At 60.6% G+C, this 18,657-nt stretch carries 19 protein-coding genes; 14 read left to right on the plus strand and 5 right to left on the minus strand.

Translation table 11 applies throughout. From position 1 onward, the window contains the following. Positions 1-23 precede the first annotated feature (23 nt). From ACP39K_RS01540 to ACP39K_RS01560, 5 genes are all read left to right on the plus strand, one after another. A complete protein-coding gene (locus ACP39K_RS01540) occupies positions 24-1,133 on the plus strand; it encodes a branched-chain amino acid ABC transporter substrate-binding protein (RefSeq protein ID WP_370531000.1) in 1,110 nt (369 codons plus the stop codon). A gap of 18 nt (positions 1,134-1,151) precedes the next feature. Then, positions 1,152-1,643, plus strand: a complete 492-nt coding sequence (locus ACP39K_RS01545; protein WP_033640201.1) for an L-2-amino-thiazoline-4-carboxylic acid hydrolase — start codon at positions 1,152-1,154, stop codon at positions 1,641-1,643. After that, complete coding sequence (locus ACP39K_RS01550; RefSeq protein WP_197787716.1) at positions 1,640-2,866, plus strand: Zn-dependent hydrolase; 1,227 nt, start codon at positions 1,640-1,642, stop codon at positions 2,864-2,866. The genes ACP39K_RS01545 and ACP39K_RS01550 overlap by 4 nt, the downstream gene beginning before the upstream one ends. Before the next feature lie 83 nt (positions 2,867-2,949). Beyond that, positions 2,950-3,297, plus strand: a complete 348-nt coding sequence (locus tag ACP39K_RS01555; RefSeq protein ID WP_004938187.1) for an ArsR/SmtB family transcription factor — start codon at positions 2,950-2,952, stop codon at positions 3,295-3,297. 3 nt (positions 3,298-3,300) lie between these two features. After that, positions 3,301-3,834: an SRPBCC family protein gene (locus tag ACP39K_RS01560; protein WP_016927616.1), complete on the plus strand. Its 534-nt coding sequence runs from the start codon at positions 3,301-3,303 to the stop codon at positions 3,832-3,834. On the opposite strand, the gene ACP39K_RS01565 is transcribed toward ACP39K_RS01560, so the two are convergent. After that, complete coding sequence (locus ACP39K_RS01565; protein ID WP_016927615.1) at positions 3,835-4,863, minus strand: transporter; 1,029 nt, start codon at positions 4,861-4,863, stop codon at positions 3,835-3,837. Between the two features lie 186 nt (positions 4,864-5,049). On the opposite strand from ACP39K_RS01565, the gene ACP39K_RS01570 reads away from it, so the two are divergent. The 6 genes from ACP39K_RS01570 (at position 5,050) to pbpG (ending at position 11,717) form a co-directional block, all read left to right on the plus strand. Next, positions 5,050-6,660, plus strand: coding sequence for an inorganic phosphate transporter (locus tag ACP39K_RS01570; protein WP_016927614.1), 1,611 nt, complete (start codon positions 5,050-5,052; stop codon positions 6,658-6,660). Between the two features lie 26 nt (positions 6,661-6,686). Beyond that, a complete protein-coding gene (gene ppk2, locus ACP39K_RS01575) occupies positions 6,687-7,601 on the plus strand; it encodes a polyphosphate kinase 2 (protein WP_016927613.1) in 915 nt (304 codons plus the stop codon). Positions 7,602-7,721: 120 nt separating this feature from the next. Further along, a complete protein-coding gene (gene nudI / locus ACP39K_RS01580; RefSeq protein ID WP_115116971.1) occupies positions 7,722-8,147 on the plus strand; it encodes a nucleoside triphosphatase NudI in 426 nt (141 codons plus the stop codon). 163 nt (positions 8,148-8,310) lie between these two features. After that, positions 8,311-9,396 (plus strand): acyltransferase family protein, encoded by a 1,086-nt coding sequence (locus tag ACP39K_RS01585; RefSeq protein ID WP_048795462.1) that lies wholly within the window; start codon positions 8,311-8,313, stop codon positions 9,394-9,396. Positions 9,397-9,661: 265 nt separating this feature from the next. After that, positions 9,662-10,648, plus strand: coding sequence for an MsnO8 family LLM class oxidoreductase (locus tag ACP39K_RS01590; protein WP_497008254.1), 987 nt, complete (start codon positions 9,662-9,664; stop codon positions 10,646-10,648). 232 nt (positions 10,649-10,880) lie between these two features. Further along, entirely contained in the window at positions 10,881-11,717 is an 837-nt protein-coding gene (gene pbpG / locus ACP39K_RS01595; RefSeq protein WP_089184661.1) for a D-alanyl-D-alanine endopeptidase, read from the plus strand. Positions 11,718-11,972: 255 nt separating this feature from the next. Here pbpG and ACP39K_RS01600 read toward each other — a convergent pair whose 3' ends face one another. After that, on the minus strand, positions 11,973-13,277 hold the full coding sequence (locus tag ACP39K_RS01600) for an aminotransferase class I/II-fold pyridoxal phosphate-dependent enzyme (protein WP_497008255.1): 1,305 nt from the start codon (positions 13,275-13,277) through the stop codon (positions 11,973-11,975). 66 nt (positions 13,278-13,343) lie between these two features. Here ACP39K_RS01600 and ACP39K_RS01605 point away from each other — a divergent pair, with 66 nt between their 5' ends. From ACP39K_RS01605 to ACP39K_RS01615, 3 genes are read left to right on the plus strand one after another with little or no spacing between them, the layout of a single operon-like run. Then, positions 13,344-13,598 carry a hypothetical protein gene (locus ACP39K_RS01605; RefSeq protein WP_016927608.1) on the plus strand — a complete coding sequence of 85 codons (255 nt, stop codon included), beginning with the start codon at positions 13,344-13,346 and terminating at the stop codon, positions 13,596-13,598. Beyond that, positions 13,595-14,311: a glutamine amidotransferase gene (locus ACP39K_RS01610; RefSeq protein ID WP_497008256.1), complete on the plus strand. Its 717-nt coding sequence runs from the start codon at positions 13,595-13,597 to the stop codon at positions 14,309-14,311. Before ACP39K_RS01605 ends, ACP39K_RS01610 begins: the two co-directional genes overlap by 4 nt. Positions 14,312-14,314: 3 nt before the next feature. Next, on the plus strand, positions 14,315-15,157 hold the full coding sequence (locus tag ACP39K_RS01615) for a PfkB family carbohydrate kinase (RefSeq protein ID WP_147827294.1): 843 nt from the start codon (positions 14,315-14,317) through the stop codon (positions 15,155-15,157). A 43-nt stretch (positions 15,158-15,200) separates the two neighbouring features. Here the strand turns inward: ACP39K_RS01615 and ACP39K_RS01620 are convergent, their stop codons facing one another. The 3 genes from ACP39K_RS01620 to olsF all read right to left on the minus strand — a co-directional run bounded on the left by ACP39K_RS01620 (position 15,201) and on the right by olsF (position 18,596). Then, positions 15,201-15,914 carry a flagellar brake protein gene (locus tag ACP39K_RS01620; RefSeq protein WP_097101956.1) on the minus strand — a complete coding sequence of 238 codons (714 nt, stop codon included), beginning with the start codon at positions 15,912-15,914 and terminating at the stop codon, positions 15,201-15,203. Positions 15,915-15,990: 76 nt separating this feature from the next. After that, positions 15,991-16,773, minus strand: a complete 783-nt coding sequence (locus ACP39K_RS01625; RefSeq protein WP_016927605.1) for an N-formylglutamate amidohydrolase — start codon at positions 16,771-16,773, stop codon at positions 15,991-15,993. Between the two features lie 101 nt (positions 16,774-16,874). Continuing rightward, positions 16,875-18,596: an ornithine lipid synthase OlsF gene (olsF, locus tag ACP39K_RS01630; RefSeq protein ID WP_048794990.1), complete on the minus strand. Its 1,722-nt coding sequence runs from the start codon at positions 18,594-18,596 to the stop codon at positions 16,875-16,877. Positions 18,597-18,657: the final 61 nt, after the last annotated feature.

Here is an 18,657-nt window from a genome sequence, read left to right on the forward strand (position 1 = left end):
TCAAACCGTTGGCGCTGGCCGCCATGACAATGATTCTTAGCCTCCCGGCGCTGGCGGCCGACACCGTGCTGATCGGCCTGGCCGGGCCGCTGACCGGCCCTTCCGCGCGCATCGGCAAAGATCTCGAAAACGGCGCGCAACTGGCGATCGCCGACGCTAACGCGCAGAAACCGACGCTGAACGGCAAACCGGTCACCTTCAAACTGGTGTCCGAGGACGACCAGTCCGACCCGCGCACCGCCGTGGCCGTGGCGCAGCGTTTGGTCGACGAAGGCGTCGCCGGCGTGGTCGGCCACTGGAACACCGGCACCAGCATCCCGGCGGCGCGCATCTATCACGACGCCGGCATCGCCCAGGTGGCGCCGGTCGCCACCGGTCACGGCTATACGCAACAGGGTTTTGACACCAGCTTTCGCGTGATGGGCCACGACGACGACGGCGGCAACTATGCCGGGCAATATGCGGTGAAAACGCTGAAAGCCCAGCGCATCGCGGTGATCGACGATCGCACCGCTTTCGGCCAGGGGCTGGCGGACGAGTTCATCAAATCGCTGCAGGCCCAGGGCGTGCAGCCGGTCGCCCGCGAGTATGTGGATGACAAGACCGTCGATTTCAGCGCCGTACTGACCACCGTGCGCAGCAAAAACGCCGATCTGATCTTCTTCGGCGGCGTAGATTCCCAGGCGGCGCCGCTGGCGCGCAAACTGAAGCAGCTGGGCATGAACGCGCAGCTGATGGGCGCCGGCGGCTTTGTCAGCCAAACCTTCCTGACGCTGGCGCAGCAAGAAGGCGAAGGCGTCGTCGCGTTGGAGCCGGGGCTGCCGCTGGAACAGATGCCGGGCGGCAAGGCGTTTGAGCAAGCCTACCGCGATCGTTACCACACTCACATCGAACTGCATGCGCCCTTCGCCTACGACGCCACCCGTGTGCTGATCGCCGCCATCGAACAGGCCGGCTCGGCCAACCCGGCCGATTATCTGCCAAAACTGCGCGCCATACATTATCAGGGCGTGACCGGCGCCATTGCCTTCGATGCGCAGGGCAACCTGCAACAGCCGAGCTTCACCCTGTACCGGGTAGTCGACGGCAAATGGCAGCCGCAAACCGTGTTGGGCGGCGCCAAACCACAATAAATCAAGAGGAGCAAGGCGATGAGCTGTGCAAATAACGAATTGGGCATTCTGGCCCGCAGAAAGATCGAGGCGGAAATCATCAAACCGATCTACCAGATTCTGGTGCGTGAAATCGGCAAGACGCGCGCTCAGGCGGTGATCGGCGAAGCCATCGAGAATGCCGCCATCGCGGCGGGCAAACAGTTCGCCGCTCAGGAACCGAACGGCGCGGATCTGCGCAGCTTCGCCGCCTTGCAGTACCTGTGGGAAAAAGACGATGCGTTGCGCGTCGAGGTGATCAATCAGGACGAACAGCACTTCGACTATAACGTCACCCGCTGCCGCTACGCCGAGATGTATCATGAGATGGGGTTGGGAGACATCGGCCACCTGCTCTCCTGCGCTCGCGACAGCCAGTTTATCGTCGGCTATGCGCCTGACGTTGAACTGCAGCGCACCCAGACCATCATGTCCGGCGCTCCCTGCTGCGATTTCCGTTACGCAGCCAAAACGCCGGGAGAAAAGCAATGACGCATCGGGTCAACGGCGAGCGCCTGTGGCAAAGCCTGCAGGCGATGGCGCAGTTCGGCGCCATCGCTGACAACGGCGTCACCCGCCTGGCGCTCAGCGAAGAGGATCGTCAGGCGCGCGACCAGCTGCGCCGGTGGGCGCTGGAGGCCGGTTGCAGCGTGCGCGTCGATCGGATGGGCAACATGTTCCTGCGGCGTGAAGGCGCGCGCCCCGAGCTGGCGCCGGTTGTCACCGGTTCTCACGGCGACTCGCAACCCCGCGGCGGCCGTTTCGACGGCATCTACGGCGTGCTGGCCGGATTGGAGGTTATTCGCAGCCTTAACGATCGGCAGATCGTCACCGAACGCGCGATTGAAGTGATCAACTGGACCAACGAAGAAGGCGCCCGCTTTGCGCCGGCGATGATCGCCTCCGGCGTATTCGCCGGGGTATTCGACCTGGAATACGGTCTGACGCGCCGCGACGAGCACGGCGTCAGCCTCGGCGAGGCGCTGGAGCGCATCGGCTACGCCGGCGAGTATCCGGTGGGCGGCACGCCGATCCATGCCGCCTTCGAGTTGCACATCGAACAGGGGCCGATTCTGGAAGCGGAGCATCTCGACATCGGCGTGGTGACCGCCGCACAAGGGCAGCGCTGGTATGAACTGGAGGTCGTCGGCTTCAGCGCCCATGCCGGCACCACGCCGATGGACCGCCGCCGCGACGCCCTGCTGGGCTTTGCGGCGCTGGTCACGGCGGTCAACCGCATCGGTTGGGATTTCGCGCCCGACGCGCGCGCCACGGTGGGCATGGCGCAAATTACCCCCAATTCACGCAACGTGGTGCCGGGGCGCGTCTTTTTCAGCGTCGAATTCCGCCATCCAGAGGAGTCAATTCTGGAGCAGATGGAGCAGCGCCTGCTGGCGGCGGTGAACGCCGTCAACGGCGGCGGCCTGACCGCGCGCGCCGAGCGCATCTTCCAGTATCCCCCGATCGCTTTTGATCGGGGCTGCATCGACAGCGTACGTCAAGCCGCGCAAGCGTTGGGCTATCGCCATCGCGACATGATTTCCGGCGCCGGCCACGATGCCTGTTACCTTAACCGCGTCGCCCCGACCGCCATGATTTTCATTCCCTGCGTGGACGGCATCAGCCACAACGAGCGGGAAGATATCACCCCCGCCTGGGCCGCCGCCGGCGCTGACGTATTGCTGAACGCGCTGCTGGCGCACGCCGGCGCCTGATCGTCGCCCCGGTTTCTCGCCGGGGCAAAAAAATATTCAACAAAACGGTTGAATATTAGCCCGCCTGTTCTATATTCAACCATATGGTTGAATTATCTTCCTCACAGCTGGACGCCATTTTTCATGCGCTGGCCGACCCGACCCGCCGTTCGATGTTACGCGCGCTGGCCGGCGGTGAGCGCAGCATCGGCGAACTGGCCGCGCCGTTGCAGATGTCGTTCGCCGGCGCCTCCAAGCACGTGAAAGCACTGGAACATGCGGGCCTGGTGCAACGCACCGTGCAAGGAAGAAACCATATCTGCCGGCTCGAACCCGAGCCTATGGCGCAGGCCATGCACTGGCTGCAAACCTATGAACATTTCTGGACTGAACGGCTGGATGCGCTCGAACAGGCGCTGCTGCAGCCCGAACAGCTTCCTCCCAAGGAGTGAACCATGAATGATTACGGCATGATTATCGAACCCGGCACGCTGCGCATCCAGCGGCTGCTGCCCGGCCCCATCGAGCGGGTGTGGGCTTACCTGACCGAATCCGACAAGCGCGCCACCTGGCTGGCGGCCGGCGCCATGAAGTTGGAAAACGGCGCGCCGCTGGAGCTGGAGTTTCGCAACTCCGATCTGGCGGGCGAGCACGAGCAACCGCCGGCCAAGTACAAACAGCACGGCGGCTGCGTCAGCAACCGCGGCCACATCACCTGCCTGTTCCCGCCGCGCCTGCTGAGCTTTACCTGGGCCGAACAGGATCAGGGGCGCCCTTCCGAAGTGACCTTCGAACTGACGGAACAGGGAAACGCGGTGCTGCTGACGGTCACCCACCGGCGCTTGGCCAACCGCGACGAGATGCTCAGCGTCGCCGGCGGCTGGCACACCCATCTGGATATCCTGCTGGATCGTCTGCACGATCGGGCGCCGCAGCCGTTCTGGAGCACCCATGCCCGGCTGGAAGAAGAGTACCGCGCCCGCCTGTAATTACGACTCGTCCCGGCGCCTGAACGCCAGATAACCGGCGATCAGCGTAAAACTGCCGACCAGCAACACCAGCAGGATAAAACCGTGGTGATTGCTGGCCAGCGGTATCCCCCCGACGTTCATGCCGAAGAAACCGGCGACGATGTTGATCGGCAACGCCAGCACGGTGATCACCGTCAGGGTGTAGAGCGTGCGGTTATTCTGCTCCATCAGCTTGGCGCCCAGCTCTTCCTGCAATAGCCGGATGCGTTCGGTCAGGCTGGCGAGATCGTTCAACACCACGGTGAACTCTTCGGTAAACTGCCGCAGATCTTGCACCACCTCGCGGCTCAGCCAGGCCGGCGGCCGGTTCAACAGCCGAAACAGCGCGGCCGGTTCCGGCGCCAACAGGCGCTGAAAGCGCAATAACATGCGGCGCATGCGCCCCAGCTCGGCGCGATTGCGTTTGACGCGGCGGGTCAGCAAGCGATCCTCGATGGCATCAACATACTGGTTAGCCTGCCGCACCACCTGTTCCAGCACGTCCTCCTGCTCTTCCAGCAGGTGCGCCAGCAGCTCGGTAGACGACGCCAGCTCCAGCGCCGTCAGGCGACCAAGCAGCCGTTCAATCAATCGCACCGGTTTGTGACGCACGGTGACCACCAGCCCACGGCAGCAATAGAGCCACAGCGTCGCCGTTTCCGGGTTGCTGTCCTCAGGGTGGAAAATCACGTCGTTGAGCACCGCGAACAGATCGTCGCCCTGGCGCTCGATGCGCGTCGTGTGGGAACCATGCCGAATTTCATGGAAGAAAAAATCGGAAATGGCGAAATGGTTTTTCAGCCACTTCTCCGCCGCCGCGTGGTTGAGATTGAGGTGCAGCCAGACAAAGCCGTCGCCGGACGGCAAAGCCTGGTAAGCCTGGCAGACCTGTTGCGAGTTCAGGCGCGCCGGCGGCTCACCGGAACGAAACACATGGCCGTAGATCAGCCCGGTCACTTCATCATCGAAATCAAGCTTGTGCATCTTTTCCGCTAACCGTTGCACCATAACGCCTTATCCTGCCTGTTGCCGTTAACCCAAGACCGTCCCCGCTGTTATAACAATCTTTATTTATCGGCGTTAATGATTTTCGCCGTTCCCGATGATTAATATTTTCGTCATAAAAAGGCCACATTCATTCAGAATACTTTTCAGGCGACAGCTACCGCATTCAATCCTTTCAGGAAGGTCATTATGAGCGATAACAGCGCCGTTCAAACGGGTGTGCCGGCCGCATCCAGCCTGCCCAAGCTGCATCAAAAGAACAGTCGACTCACTGTTCTTTTTTTTGTGTTCTTATTAATTCTGGGGATCGCGTTTGCCGGGGTGAACTTATTTAACGACGTCAGCGACGCCGGCGCCGTCTATACCAGTTACATTCCGTTTTTATTATTGGGGCTGGCGCTGCTGATCGCGCTGGGCTTTGAATTCGTCAACGGCTTCCACGATACCGCCAATGCGGTCGCGACGGTGATTTACACCCACTCGCTGTCGCCGATGGTCGCCGTGGTGTGGTCCGGTTTCTTCAACTTTCTCGGCGTGTTGCTCTCCAGCGGCGTGGTGGCCTTCGGCATCATTTCGCTGCTGCCGGTTGAGCTGATCCTGCAGGCCGGCACCGGCAACGGTTTCGCCATGGTGTACGCCCTGCTGTTCTCGGCCATCATCTGGAACCTCGGCACCTGGTGGCTCGGGCTGCCCGCCTCGTCGTCGCATACGCTGATCGGCTCGATTATCGGCGTCGGCGTGGCCAACGCTCTGATCCACGGCCGCACCGGCACCAGCGGCGTGGACTGGGGCCAGGCGATCAAGGTGGGCTACGCGCTGCTGCTGTCGCCGGTGATCGGCTTCGTGTTCGCCGGCCTGCTGCTGCTGGCGCTGAAGCTGTTCGTCAAGAACCGCCAGCTGTACAGCGCGCCTAAAGACAATAGCCCGCCGCCGCTGTGGATCCGCGGATTGCTGATCCTCACCTGTACCGGCGTTTCCTTTGCCCACGGCTCCAACGACGGGCAGAAAGGCATGGGCCTTATCATGCTGATCCTGGTGGGCACCATGCCGATCGCCTACGCCCTGAACCGTTCGATGCCGCCGGAGCAGATCCCCCGGGTGGCGGCGCTGGCGGAAGTGACCAAAAACGAGCTGCTGCGCCAGTTCCCGGCAGGCGGCCAAACGCCGCCGCGCGAGGTGCTGACCGGCTATGTGCGCACCAGCGAACTGACGCCGGAGGTGGTGCCGGCGCTGGCGCAGCTGGCCGGCGCGATCGGCGATCAAATCCGTCAGTACGGCTCGGTCGACAAGATCCCGGCGCAGGCGGTGTCGAACACCCGTAATGACATGTACCTGGCGTCCGAGACCATCAAGCACCTGAAGGCAGAGCGTCAGTTGCAGATCAATCCCGATGCGCAGCGCAACCTCGACGCGTTGAAAGGCGAACTCGACAACGCCACCCGCTTCATTCCCTTTTGGGTGAAAGTGGTGGTGGCGATTGCGCTGGGGCTCGGCACCATGGTTGGCTGGCGCCGCATCGTGGTGACGGTGGGCGAAAAGATCGGTAAATCGCACCTGACCTACGCCCAGGGCGCCAGCGCCGAACTGGTGGCGATGACCACCATCGGCGCGGCCGACGCCTTCGGTTTGCCGGTTTCGACCACGCACGTACTTTCGTCCGGCATCGCCGGCACCATGGCCGCCAACCGCTCCGGCCTGCAGATGGCCACCCTGCGCAATCTGCTGATGGCCTGGGTGCTGACGCTGCCGGCCTCGGTACTGCTGTCGGCGGTGCTGTACTGGATCTTCAACCATTTCTAACACCGGGCTGACACGGAGAAAATCTGATGACCATGCATGAATTCAACCGCGATGACGGTTTCAACCAGCGCCTGCTGCAAGAATTTTACGACAGCTACGATGAAGAGCTGGAAATGGAGCTGGACGACCTGCGCTTCGACGCGGCAGAAGTCGACAGCGACGCGAAGAAAGCCTGGCGCAAACAATACTTCCGCGAACTGCTACGCCTGCAGGGCGAACTGGTGAAGCTGCAGGATTGGGTGATGCGCACCGGCCACCGGCTGGTGATCCTCTTCGAAGGCCGCGACGCCGCCGGCAAGGGCGGCGTGATCAAACGCATCACCCAGCGTCTCAACCCGCGCACCTGCCGCGTGGCGGCGCTGCCGGCGCCGAACGACCGCGAACGCACCCAGTGGTATTTTCAGCGCTATATCGCGCATCTGCCCGCCGCCGGTGAAATGGTGCTGTTCGACCGCAGCTGGTATAACCGCGCCGGCGTGGAACGCGTGATGGGCTTTTGCAACGACGAAGAGTACGAGGAGTTTTTCCGCAGCGTGCCGGAATTCGAAAAAATGCTGACGCGCAGCGGCATCCAAATCGTCAAATACTGGTTTTCGATCACCGATGAGGAGCAGGAGCTGCGTTTCCTCAGCCGCATTCACGATCCGCTCAAGCAGTGGAAGCTCAGCCCGATGGATCTGGAAAGCCGCCGCCGCTGGGAAGACTACACCGAGGCCAAAGAAATCATGTTAGCGCGCACTAACATTGCCGAGGCGCCCTGGTGGGTGGTTCAGGGCGTCGACAAGAAAAAGGCCCGCTTGAACTGCATCACCCACCTGCTGCAGCAGGTGCCTTATGAGGAAGCCGAAGGCAACGTCATCACGCTGCCGCAGCGCAAACGCAGCCCGGAGTACCACCGTAACCCGGTGCCGGACAACATGGTGGTGCCGGAAATCTACTGACCGTAGCGCAGAGAGGCGGTTGCCGCAGCTCTGCGCAAATGCAACGCTTTGATTTCTCTCACGCTAAGGGGCCAAACCCCATGTTAAAGTGGCTGCTTTCCATTTTGACAGGAGTCTTCCATGCGCCAACGCATCATTGTCTGCCCGCTGATTGAAAACGATAACGCCTTTCTGCTGTGCAAGATGGCGGCGCACAAAGGCGTGTTTCCCGGTCAGTGGGCGCTGTCCGGCGGCGGCGTCGAGCCGGGTGAACAGATAGAACAGGCGCTGCGGCGCGAAGTGCGCGAAGAGTTGGGCGCCGCGCTGATCCTCGACAACATCACGCCCTGGACCTTCCGCGATGACGTGCGCATGAAAACCTACGCCGACGGCAGCCAGGAGCAAATCTACATGATTTACCTGATTTTCGACTGCCATGCCGCCAACCGCGACGTGACGATCAACGACGAGTTCGACGACTACGCCTGGGTGCCGCGCGAGCGTCTCGCGGACTACGATTTGAACGAGGCCACCCGCTTCACCCTTCGGCAACGCGGGCTGTTGTAGTCATTACAGCAAGGGTACAACGGGTATCGTTCTGTAACGGGGAGTGATGACAGAACGAGCCCGCCCCATTCTGAGGGAAACGAACGCCAGAGCAATTACCTTCCTGTCCTGCATTGACAATGTTAATATACTGACAGATAAATTTTAATAATGTGGTTTATTAATGAAAGCTATTACCATTGATCAATTTATAAAAAGAGAAAACAACAACCTTGATTTAGTTAGAATTCTGTGTGCTTATTTTGTTATCTATGCCCACGCTTTTGTCTTATCTCCATCCGAGGGAAGTAATGACATCTTATACAAAATAACCTTGCTGGGGCATATTTCATTCGGTGGCTTAGCCGTAAAAACCTTTTTCCTAATCAGTGGCCTACTCGTTACCAATAGTCTCCTTGCCAATGGCAGAATAATAAATTATGTTAGCTCACGCTTTCTCAGGGTTTTTCCGGCTTATGCGCTAACGGTCATCATATCAGCACTCATTATTAGCCCTTGGTTAAGCACATTAAGTCCTTCCGATTATTTCACATCAAGTGACGTTTGGTCTTATGTCGTTAAAACATTAAAACTCGATGTTCAGTACCACCTCCCTGGTGTCTTTAGCAGCAATGCCTCCAACGCCGTAAACGGCTCGCTTTGGACTATCCCTATGGAAGTGAAGGCATATTCTTACCTGCTCTTAATATACTTGGTCAGTCTTATCTTTGGCCCCTACAAGAAGCTATTTATCGCATTCATATCCATCGTTATACTCGTTGAGCCTTTTACTCCGTTAAAAGGTCATCTGATCGTGAAATCAGATAGTCCAAGCATCTATTTACTTTATCCTTTTTTTGCAATAGGTTGCCTTCTGGCAATACTGAAAGATCGGGCAACTACTCGCGACCTGTTGGCGACAGCCATTATCGCACTCCTCGCTTTCTTTATCGTCGACGATGAGATCGGCAAGACCGCGCTATTTTATGTATTCTCTTCCATTCTCTTGTTATACTGCGCATCGACGCCCTATATGAAAAGGTTGAGGATAAAAAATGACATCTCCTACGGCATTTATCTTTGGGCATTTCCAATACAGCAAGTCATCGCATCCATATTTGTGGCCTCGCCATACATTAACATGTCGATATCAATGATAGCCTCAAGTATTTTTGCCTATTTGAGTTTCAAATGGATAGAAAGTCCGGCAATGAAAATCAACAAAAGGCTGCAGAAAAATTACGTATCACTGCAAAGCGATCGCGTTTAAAAAACTGTACCTGTCAGCTTATTAAAGAAGCAGGTTTTTCCGAACGGGTATTTTAGAAATGTTAACCTCAAACACGCCTCTAAAATACCCGGGGTCGTTTACACCGAACGACGCTCAACGCTTCGTTATTTGAACCGTTTTGCCGTCCTGCGCATATCTAAATCCGTTTTGGATCAATGGAATATTCTATCTCCAATCAGTATTAAGCCTCGCGCCGCCCGCATGGTATTTGTCAGGCATATCTGATGATGAAAGGAGCGGGAAAATGGCTTATGCCTTGAGCATATTGGAAAAAAGTCCGATCGCCGACGGGGAAAGTGCCGCGCAGGCGCTGGCGCGCACGCTGCATCTGGCGCAACAGGCGGAACGCTGGGGGTATCGGCGTTTCTGGCTGGCGGAGCACCACAACACGCCGCAGCTTGCCTGCCCGTCGCCGGAGGTGCTGATCGGTTACCTGCTCGGCCAGACGTCGCGCATCCGTATCGGCTCCGGCGGCGTGATGCTGCAACACTACAGCGCCTACAAAGTGGCCGAAAACTTCAACCTGCTGGCGGCGCTGGCGCCGGGGCGCGTCGATCTCGGGGTAGGCAAAGCGCCCGGTGGTTTGCCGCTTGCCACCCAGGCGCTGCAGGCCGCCCATGACCGGCAAAATAAACCAGCCTTCTCACAGCAGTTGTCGCAGCTGACCGCCTACCTGAACGACGACGCCGAACCCGGCCTGAGCGCCACGCCGTTGCCGCCGCACGGCGCTCAGCGCTTTCTGCTCGGTGCCAGCAAAGAGAGCGCGACGCTGGCGGCCGAGTCCGGCTGGATTTTCGTGTTCGCCGCGCATCTGAACAGCAATCCGCAAGACATTCACGAAGCGCTGGCGCGCTACGCCGCACACAGCGGCGGCCGCAAGGCGCTGCTGGCGGTAGCGGCGATCGTGGCGCCAAGTGCAGAACAAGCCGCGGCACTGGCGGCGGACATTCGGCAATACCGCGTGCACGTCGCCGGTGAGCAGAGCGTGACCGTCGGCAGCCTGGCGCAGGCAGAGAGTTTCGTGCAGCAGGCCGGCGCCACCGACTACCGCATCGAGCCGCGGGAAAGCCATATCCTGCTCGGTACCGCGCCGCAGGTACATCAGCAACTGGCGCTGCTGCAGCAGCAGTACGGCGTGGACGAGTTCATCATCGACACGCCGATCGGCGAACCGAGCGCCCGGCTCACCTCGCTACAGCTGCTGGCGGAGGAGAGCCTGACGCTGGCCTAGTTGATCGCCGCGCTGGCCCGCATGGCGTCAGACAGATCCTGCGCCGGCATGGCAAAAGCTGGGCGCCGCGAGAGCGTCTCGCGGACTACGATTTGAACGAGGCCATCCGCTCACGCTGCGACAAAAAGGATTGTTGTAACAGTTTGAGCGATTATCGCCCTATTTTCTTCACATTTGCCGGGCAGACTCTTTTGATATTTTTTAATCACTTAGGGTCACTATTGCCGCCGTTATGCTTTTATCTCACGTTTTTCTCCGTCTGCCTGTCCGGCGCTTCGGCGCCGCCCTCCTGTTCAGCCTGCTGTTCGTTTTGGCGCCCGCGCATGCTGCTGCGCCGCCGCTGGTGCTGAATGCCAAATCGGTGCTGGTCGTCAATCAACGCACCGGAAAGACCCTCTATCAGAAGCAGCCGAATCGCGTGCTGCCGATCGCCTCACTCACCAAGCTGATGACCGCCATGGTCGCCCTGGACAGCAAACGCCCGATGGCCAGCAAGCTCAAAGTCACCGCCGCCGATCGCGATCTGCTGAAGAAAACCCATTCGCGCCTGACCATCGGCTCGGTGCTCAGCCGCCGCGACATGCTGCACATCGCCCTGATGTCTTCGGAGAACCGCGCCGCCGCCGCGCTGAGCCGCAATTATCCCGGCGGACGCAAGGCCTTTGTGGCGAAAATGAATCAGAAAGCGCGCGCCATCGGCATGAAACGCGCCCGCTTCTACGATCCGACCGGGCTGACGCCGCGCAATGTGGCGAGCGCCAACGATCTGCTGAAGATGGTCAATCACGCCTATCGCTATCAGTCGATTCGCCGCTTCAGCACCGACAAGCAGCAGATCGTACGCCCTGGCCGCGGCCAACTGGTCTACCGCAGCTCCAATGGCTTAATCAATAACCCGGCCTGGAAGATCCAGCTGCAGAAAACCGGCTTTACCGACGAGGCCGGTCACTGCCTGGTGATGCGCACCACCATCAAGGGGCAGCCGGTGGTGATGATCCTGCTCGGCGCACAGCCGCGCTACGGCCATTACCGTGACGCCATTCGTCTGAAGGCCTGGCTGGAGGGGTAACAGCGCGGTGTTTTGCCGTCCTGCGCCGTTTTGGATCAATGGAATACCCTATCGCCAACCAGTATTAAGCCACTCGCCGCCCGCAGGGTATTTGTCAGGCATGTCTGATGATGAAAGGAGCGGGAAAATGGCTTATGCCTTGAGCATATTGGAAAAAAGTCCGAGCGCCGACGGGGAAATCGGCACGCCGATCGCCGAACCGAGCGCCCGGCTCACCTCGCTATAGCTGCTGGCGGAGGAGAGTTTGACGCCGGCCTAGTTGATCGCCGCCCCGGCCCGCATGGCGTCGGTCAGATCCTGCGCCAGTGGCGCCAACTGCGCCGGCGTGACGTTAGCCAGGCTGACGCGGAGCGCCGGGCCGCCCTTCAGGCGGAAAGGTTCACCGCCCTGCACCAACCACCCCCGCTGCGCCATCAGCTGCGCGGCGGCGGTTTCCGACCGCACCGGCAACCACAGATGCAGCCCTTCACCCACCGCCAGCGCCGTGTGATTCAATGCATTGAGCCGCTGCACCAGTTCATCCCTTCTGGCCTGATATGCCTGTTGCGCCCGCTGCAGTTGCCCTTCCTGCAAGGTCTGTCTCCACAGCCTGGCGGCGATCTGCTGCAAGATATGGCTGACCCAGCGTTCGCTGATGTACTGATCGGCGCGCATCGCCTGCAGCAACGTCGGGTCACCGCAGGCCAGCGCGATGCGCAGATCCGGGCTGAGAAACTTGCTCAGCGACAGCACATACAGGCCGCGATCGCCGTCGAACGGCAGATGCAGCGGCTGCTGCGACAACGGCCCCCAGAAATCGTCGACGATCGCCAGACACTGCGGGTTGTCGCGCAGAAAACGCCGCCACTGCTGCGCACGTTGCGCTGAAAGCGAGGCCCCGGTCGGATTGTGGGCGCGCGGCGTCAGGATCACCGCACCGGCCGCCCCGCTTTCCGGCAACCGACAGCCCTGTTCATCTACCGCCAGCGGCAGCGGCCGCAGACGCAGGTGGCGCAACAGCGTCAATAGCGGCGGCCAGCAGGGATCTTCCACCCACACCGCCGCCCCAGGCTGGACATGGCAGCGCAGCGCCTTTTCCATCGCGTCCAGCGCGCCGGAAAACACCGCCGGTTCCCCCAGGGCCACGCCCTGGCGGCCGAGCCACTCGCGCCCCAGACCGGTCAATATCGGCAGATCACCGCTGATGTCATAGCCGTTTTGCTGCGGGAACGCCTCCGCCGCGCCAAGCGCCAGCACCGGCAACAATGCGGCATCCAGGTTACCGCTGGCCAGATCGCACATCCCCGCCGGCACCTGACGCGGCACATAGGCCGCACTCACCGCCGCCAGCGGCGGTTCCAGCACCACCGTTCCCGCCCGCCCGCGCGTCGCCACCAGACCGGCGTCGCGCAATCGGGCGTAAGCGCTGGCGACGGTATTCGGATTGACCTCCAGCTCTGCCGCCAGTTGGCGTACCGGCGGCAACAGCTCACCCGGCCGCAGCGCGCCGTCTTTGATGCGTGTGGCGATCTGCTCGGCAATCTGGACAGCGCCGCCGCCTTTTGCATACAATGAAGTCATACGTAAATCCTTTTGTACTAGTTCAAATAATATTACCCGTTTCCGCGGCCAAAAGTAAGGGGTTCCATGGATAAACATTACGTGCTCGACATTCAGTATGCAGGAAAAGCCTTTGCCCGCCTGCAGATGTTCACCCCCTGGGCAGCCGATCAGCTGGAACAGGCGTGCGCGCTGTTCCCGGCCGCGCAGGGTTATCAGGTGCAGCTCAGCCAGGTCAGCGAACGCCGCATCGTCTACCAGAGCGGCGCGCAAGGCATCACGGTGCTGGGCGAGTCGCTGGCGCTGACGCCGTTCACCCACGCTAGCGAGGTTAAACAATGAAAAAAGCCGTCGCCATTCGACACGTCAATTTTGAAAACCTGGGTATCCTCGGTTCCCTGCTCTCACTGCGTGGCTATCAGATCGATTATTACGATGCCGGCCGCGATGATATTCGTGCTATCAATAATGAAGAGACCGATCTGTTGGTGGTGCTCGGCGGGCCGATCAGCGCCGCCCAGCACTTTTCCGGTGAGCAGCGCTACGATTTTCTCGACCATGAATTGGCGCTGGTCAAACAGCGCCTGGCGCAGCGGCGACCGACCCTCGGAGTGTGTCTCGGCGCGCAGGTGATCGCCCAGGCGCTGGGCGCCGACGTGATCTCGCTCGGCGTCAAAGAGATCGGCTTCGCCCCGCTGACTACGCTCGCGGCGGAAGACGACTCGGTGCTGGCGCCGCTGGCCGATACGCCGGTGCTGCATTGGCACGGCGATATGTTCATGATCCCGGACGGCGCCCGCTGCCTGGCCGGCACGGCGATTTGCCCGCATCAGGCTTTCGACTATCAGGGGTTCGCGCTCGGCCTGCAGTTCCATCTGGAGGCGGATCACCGCGATATCGAACGCTGGCTGATTGGCCATGCCTGCGAGCTGGAACTGGCCGGCGTTGCGCCCCAGAGCCTGCGCGAACAGGCGGCGCGCCACGGCGCGCAGCTGGAACAACGCGCGCGGCAGGTGTTCGCCCGCTGGCTGGATAATAACGAACCAAGGATGTAACTCATGCAACAGTCTTCACCCTTGCGGTCACCGTCCATCGACGTGATCAGCATTCAATCTCAGGTGGTCTACGGCAGCGTCGGCAACGGCATCGCCTACCGCGCCCTGCTGAAAAAGGGGCTGGAAGCGCTGCAGGTGCCGAGCGTGCTGTTCGGCTGCCCGCCCTATTACGGCAAGCCGCACGGCGGCGTCATCTCCGGCGAGTGGTTCGGCGGCTTTCTCGACGATCTGATTGCCCGCGGCGTGATGAAGCGCACCCGGGCGGTGATCGTCGGCTACCTGGGCGATGTGATGCAGTGCCACATTCTGGCCAACTGGCTGCAGCGGGTGCGCTCGCTCAATCCTCAGATAAAAATCTATATCGATCCGGTGATGGGCGATTACGGTGAAGGGATCTACGTGGATGAGCGCATCGTCAACTGCTATCGCTCGCCGTTCCTGCGGCTGGCCAACGGCCTGACGCCGAACGGTTTCGAACTGGAGCAGCTGTGCGGCCGCTCTCTGAGCAGCCGGGAGCAGACGCAGCACGCCGCGCAGGCGCTGTTGAACGACACCACCGAATGGGTGCTGGTCACCAGCGCGCCGGGCGTCGCGCAGCGCGAAGACGAGGTGGGATTGATGCTGGTCACCCGGCAGGAAACACAGTGCTTTACCCATCCGAAGGTTAAATCGGCGGTCAAAGGCACCGGCGATCTGTTCACCGCATTGCTGGTCAGCCATCTGCTGCGCGGCGCTGCGCTCGACGCGGCCGTGGTCGCCGCCGGGGGTGAAGTGTGCGACGTGCTGGCCGAAGCGGCGCATTTCGGTTGGGAAGAAATCGGCAGCCTGCGGGCGTTAAAGCCGTAAGGCCGGTGGAGAGTCAGGGGCAGCGTGCCGCCCCTGATAACTATCAGCGTTTTTTCTTTTTGTTGAAATCCAGCTCGAAGGCGAACACCGCGCTCTGAATTTTGCGTTCCATCGCCAGCCCCAGCTTGAGGAAACGGCACGACAGGCGCGAGAAGTGCACCACCCGATCGTTATCGTCGGTTTCCTGATCGTCGTTGACCACCACCAGCTCCATGTTGACCTTGAAGCTGCCGTAGCTGCCCAGATCCAACTCCGCTTTCTTGAACTGCAGGCCCGGCTGGAAGAAATCCGGCAGCGGGCCGTCGAAGCGCAAACCGACGCCGCCGGCGGACAGATCGTGGATCCGCAGCTCGTACGGCGTGCCGTCCGGGTATTCGCCGGTACAGAAGAATTGGCGCCAGTGCGGCGTGGTGATGCGGAACTGACGGCGGCGCTGGATGTAAACCAACTCCTGCGGCAGTCGGGTCGAGCAGGCCTGGACGCCCTGATGTTCGGTCAATTCCGCCTGGCCGACGGAAAACTCGATTTTGGCGTCGTGGCTTTCAATCACGATGGTGCAGGCGCCGTCGATGGCGTTTTCCGCTTCCTCACCGCTAAACACGATATTGTCCGGCCCGACGCTCAATAACAGACTTTGAAACCGGTGCTGCTGATTTTCTACGCGCAGCGGCGTGCGTTGTTTGCAAATTTCACGCAGAATCGCCAGAACTTCAAAACGCTCCCGTTTGATAAACAGTCCGTTATCGCTGTGCTCCACACGTCTCTCCTGACTTTTTTTCTAATGACGTATTACGTATTCCTTACGGTTATCATCTCTGGGAATATTCCTAAAGTCAAATTTGCCAACGCTGCCAGGCCTGCGGCAGCAGGCGTGCGAAACGTTTCGCCCACGCCTGCTGCCCGCGTTCATCGGCGATCAGATCCTGGCGGATTTCGATGCCGACATAAGGCAAACCGCGCCGTTCCGCATGCACCGGCAACGTGTAGTCGGTGGCGTCGGTCATTGCATAGGGCTCGTTGATCCCCACCTGCAAATCCCCCTCTTCGCGCAGCAGTTCGGCCAGCAGCAGCGCAAATTCCGGGTAGCGATTAAACAGCAGCCCCACCTGCCAGGGGCGCGATTCCCCTTTGAACACCGGCGTGAAGCTGTGCATGGCGATCACCGCCGTCGGCAGTTCGCGCAGCTGACGTTGCCCCAAATGATCGTCGATGGCGTGGTGATACGGCAAAAACACCTCACGCTCGCGCGCCAGCGCGTGCTCGGCGTCGATGCCGATATTGCCGGGTATCGGCGTCAGTTCGGACAAATGCGGGATCGAGCTGGCGATGCCGGGCGCCCGGTTGCAGTCGATCACTAGCCGTGAGTAACGCTGGTGGATCAGGGTGGCGTCCAGTTGGCGGCTCAGATGGCGCGACACGCTCAGCGCGCCGATATCCCAGCCGATGTGGCGTTCAATCTCCCCCGGCGGCAAACCGAGATCGCCAAGAGATTGCGGTATCGCCTTGCCGGCGTGATCGCACAGCAGCAAAAAGGGCGCTTTGCCGCGCGGGATTTCAACGGCAGCTGCGGGCGGTTCATCGGCGGACAATAACGGCGGGATAAACGAATGAGGCATGACAGGCTCCGGCGGTGGAAAGCAAAACGTTTATCGTAGCGCTATCCCGCCGCCGGCCCCAAGGTCGTGCTTAGATCAAAAAGGCATGAGTCAGACTATAGTCATGCCGTCTCGGCCGGCTGCGGCTGGTGCACCGCGATATAACGCTGATAGCGCGACGGCTTGAGCCGCGTGGTATCCACCAGCACCAGTCCGTCGATACAGTTGTTGAACGCCGGGTCGGTGCCGAAGTCGATGAACTGCACCCCACCCGGTTCGCACAGCTCGGTGTATTGCTTGTACAGCGTCGGGATCGAGCAGCCGATGTTGCTGAGCAGGCTCTTCAGCCGCACCAGATCTTCCTGATAGTTGTCTCCGGCAAACTGCGCCAGCACCTGCGGCAGCGACGCCGGATAAGGCCGGCGCGACTGCGCGAAGGCGTGATCCGGCGAGAAATAGAGCCGGTAGAAGGCGATCAGCAAATCGCGCGCCGCCAGCGGCATGCCGCCGGAGATCGACACCGGGCCGAACAGATAGCGATATTGCGGGTATTTCGACAGATAGGCGCCAATGCCCAGCCACAAATAGTCCAGCCCGCGCTTGCCCCAATAGGCCGGTTGAATGAAGCTGCGCCCCAGTTCGATGCCCTGCGCCAGGATCGGTTCCATATCGCGGTCATAGTGGAACAGGCTGTTGCTGTAGATGCTTTCCAGCCCTTTGCGCGCGATTTGTTCGGCGGTAGGGATAAAGCGATAGGCGCCGACGATCTCCAACTCCTCCTCATCCCACAGCACCAGGTGGTAGTAATCGTCGTCGTAGCTGTCCAGATCGCGGCGGCGGCCGGATCCTTCCCCCACCGCGCGGAAGGCGATCTCGCGCAGGCGCCCCAGCTCGCGCAGGATCGGCGTACGCGCTTCGTCATGGCGACGGTAGAGATAGATGGTTTTACCGTCCGGCGTTACCCCCAACCGTTCGCAGTTCGCCAGCGCCTTTTTCAGCTCAAGACGATCTTCCGGCAGCGCGATCGGCGACTCGCTGGCGAACAGCCCCGGCTTGCCCTGGCCCAGGCGATAGACGTGGCGGCGAAAACGCTCCGCCAGATCCTTGGCGCTGGTGTGGCCGTCGTGCCAGTTGGCGAACGGCACGCGGCCGCCCACGCGGATCTTGATGCGCCCGCCCCGCTGCTGGAACATTTCGCGCACCAGCAGCAACGTCGACAGCGGCCGGTAGACCAGTGAGGTAAAGTAGAACAGGTTGCTGTTGCGCGCGCTGATGTGGATTGGCACGATCGGCGCGCGCGCTTTGGCGGCCAGGCGCAGAAAACCGGTATGCCAGTGGCCGTCGCGGATGCCTTTCGGGCTCATGCGCGACACTTCGCCGGCCGGGAACAGGATTAGCGCGCCCTGATTGTCCAGTTGTTGCTGCATGCCTTCAATCTGTTTGCGGCTGGTTTTATAAGCGACGTTATCCACCGGCACGAACAGGCTGCGCAGCGGTTCAATGTAGGTCAGCAGTTGGCTGGCCACCACTTTCACGTCCGGGCGCACCGCCGCGACGGCGCGCAGCAGCACCAGGCCGTCGAGCGAACCGATCGGGTGATTGGCCACGAGCACCACCGGCCCCTGGCTCGGGATGTTTTCCAGATCGCCGTCCACCAGCTCGCAGCTGAGGTTAAAGTAGTCCACCACCTGCTCGATCAGATCGAGCCCTTTCAGGTGGGGATAATCGGCGGCGAACTGCTTGAATTCTTTTTCGAAGAGAAGGGTTCTTAGCAGGCTGCGCTGCCAGGCAGGGGTATTGCGGTGTGGAAATGCATCTTGCAACAGAGAATCCAGGCTGAACATCGCGTTATCTCCTGACGTAGTCGCTGCAAACTTAAGCCAGAGCCGTGACTCTGACGTGTCA

It is taken from the genome of Serratia sp. EC4, from assembly GCF_059652115.1.

Excerpts from the sequence above, each read along its gene's own strand:
- olsF (WP_048794990.1), bottom strand. The coding sequence starts at position 18,596 with ATGTTCAGCCTGGATTCTCTGTTGCAAGATGCATTTCCACACCGCAAT.
- ACP39K_RS01540 (WP_370531000.1), top strand. The coding sequence starts at position 24 with ATGACAATGATTCTTAGCCTCCCGGCGCTGGCGGCCGACACCGTGCTG.
- ACP39K_RS01625 (WP_016927605.1), bottom strand. The coding sequence starts at position 16,773 with ATGCCTCATTCGTTTATCCCGCCGTTATTGTCCGCCGATGAACCGCCC.
- ACP39K_RS01560 (WP_016927616.1), top strand. The coding sequence starts at position 3,301 with ATGAATGATTACGGCATGATTATCGAACCCGGCACGCTGCGCATCCAG.
- ACP39K_RS01550 (WP_197787716.1), top strand. The coding sequence starts at position 1,640 with ATGACGCATCGGGTCAACGGCGAGCGCCTGTGGCAAAGCCTGCAGGCG.
- ACP39K_RS01585 (WP_048795462.1), top strand. The coding sequence starts at position 8,311 with ATGAAAGCTATTACCATTGATCAATTTATAAAAAGAGAAAACAACAAC.
- ACP39K_RS01615 (WP_147827294.1), top strand. The coding sequence starts at position 14,315 with ATGCAACAGTCTTCACCCTTGCGGTCACCGTCCATCGACGTGATCAGC.
- ACP39K_RS01570 (WP_016927614.1), top strand. The coding sequence starts at position 5,050 with ATGAGCGATAACAGCGCCGTTCAAACGGGTGTGCCGGCCGCATCCAGC.
- nudI (WP_115116971.1), top strand. The coding sequence starts at position 7,722 with ATGCGCCAACGCATCATTGTCTGCCCGCTGATTGAAAACGATAACGCC.
- ACP39K_RS01600 (WP_497008255.1), bottom strand. The coding sequence starts at position 13,277 with ATGACTTCATTGTATGCAAAAGGCGGCGGCGCTGTCCAGATTGCCGAG.
- ACP39K_RS01610 (WP_497008256.1), top strand. The coding sequence starts at position 13,595 with ATGAAAAAAGCCGTCGCCATTCGACACGTCAATTTTGAAAACCTGGGT.
- ACP39K_RS01565 (WP_016927615.1), bottom strand. The coding sequence starts at position 4,863 with ATGGTGCAACGGTTAGCGGAAAAGATGCACAAGCTTGATTTCGATGAT.
- ppk2 (WP_016927613.1), top strand. The coding sequence starts at position 6,687 with ATGACCATGCATGAATTCAACCGCGATGACGGTTTCAACCAGCGCCTG.
- ACP39K_RS01590 (WP_497008254.1), top strand. The coding sequence starts at position 9,662 with ATGGCTTATGCCTTGAGCATATTGGAAAAAAGTCCGATCGCCGACGGG.
- pbpG (WP_089184661.1), top strand. The coding sequence starts at position 10,881 with ATGCTTTTATCTCACGTTTTTCTCCGTCTGCCTGTCCGGCGCTTCGGC.
- ACP39K_RS01555 (WP_004938187.1), top strand. The coding sequence starts at position 2,950 with ATGGTTGAATTATCTTCCTCACAGCTGGACGCCATTTTTCATGCGCTG.
- ACP39K_RS01605 (WP_016927608.1), top strand. The coding sequence starts at position 13,344 with ATGGATAAACATTACGTGCTCGACATTCAGTATGCAGGAAAAGCCTTT.
- ACP39K_RS01545 (WP_033640201.1), top strand. The coding sequence starts at position 1,152 with ATGAGCTGTGCAAATAACGAATTGGGCATTCTGGCCCGCAGAAAGATC.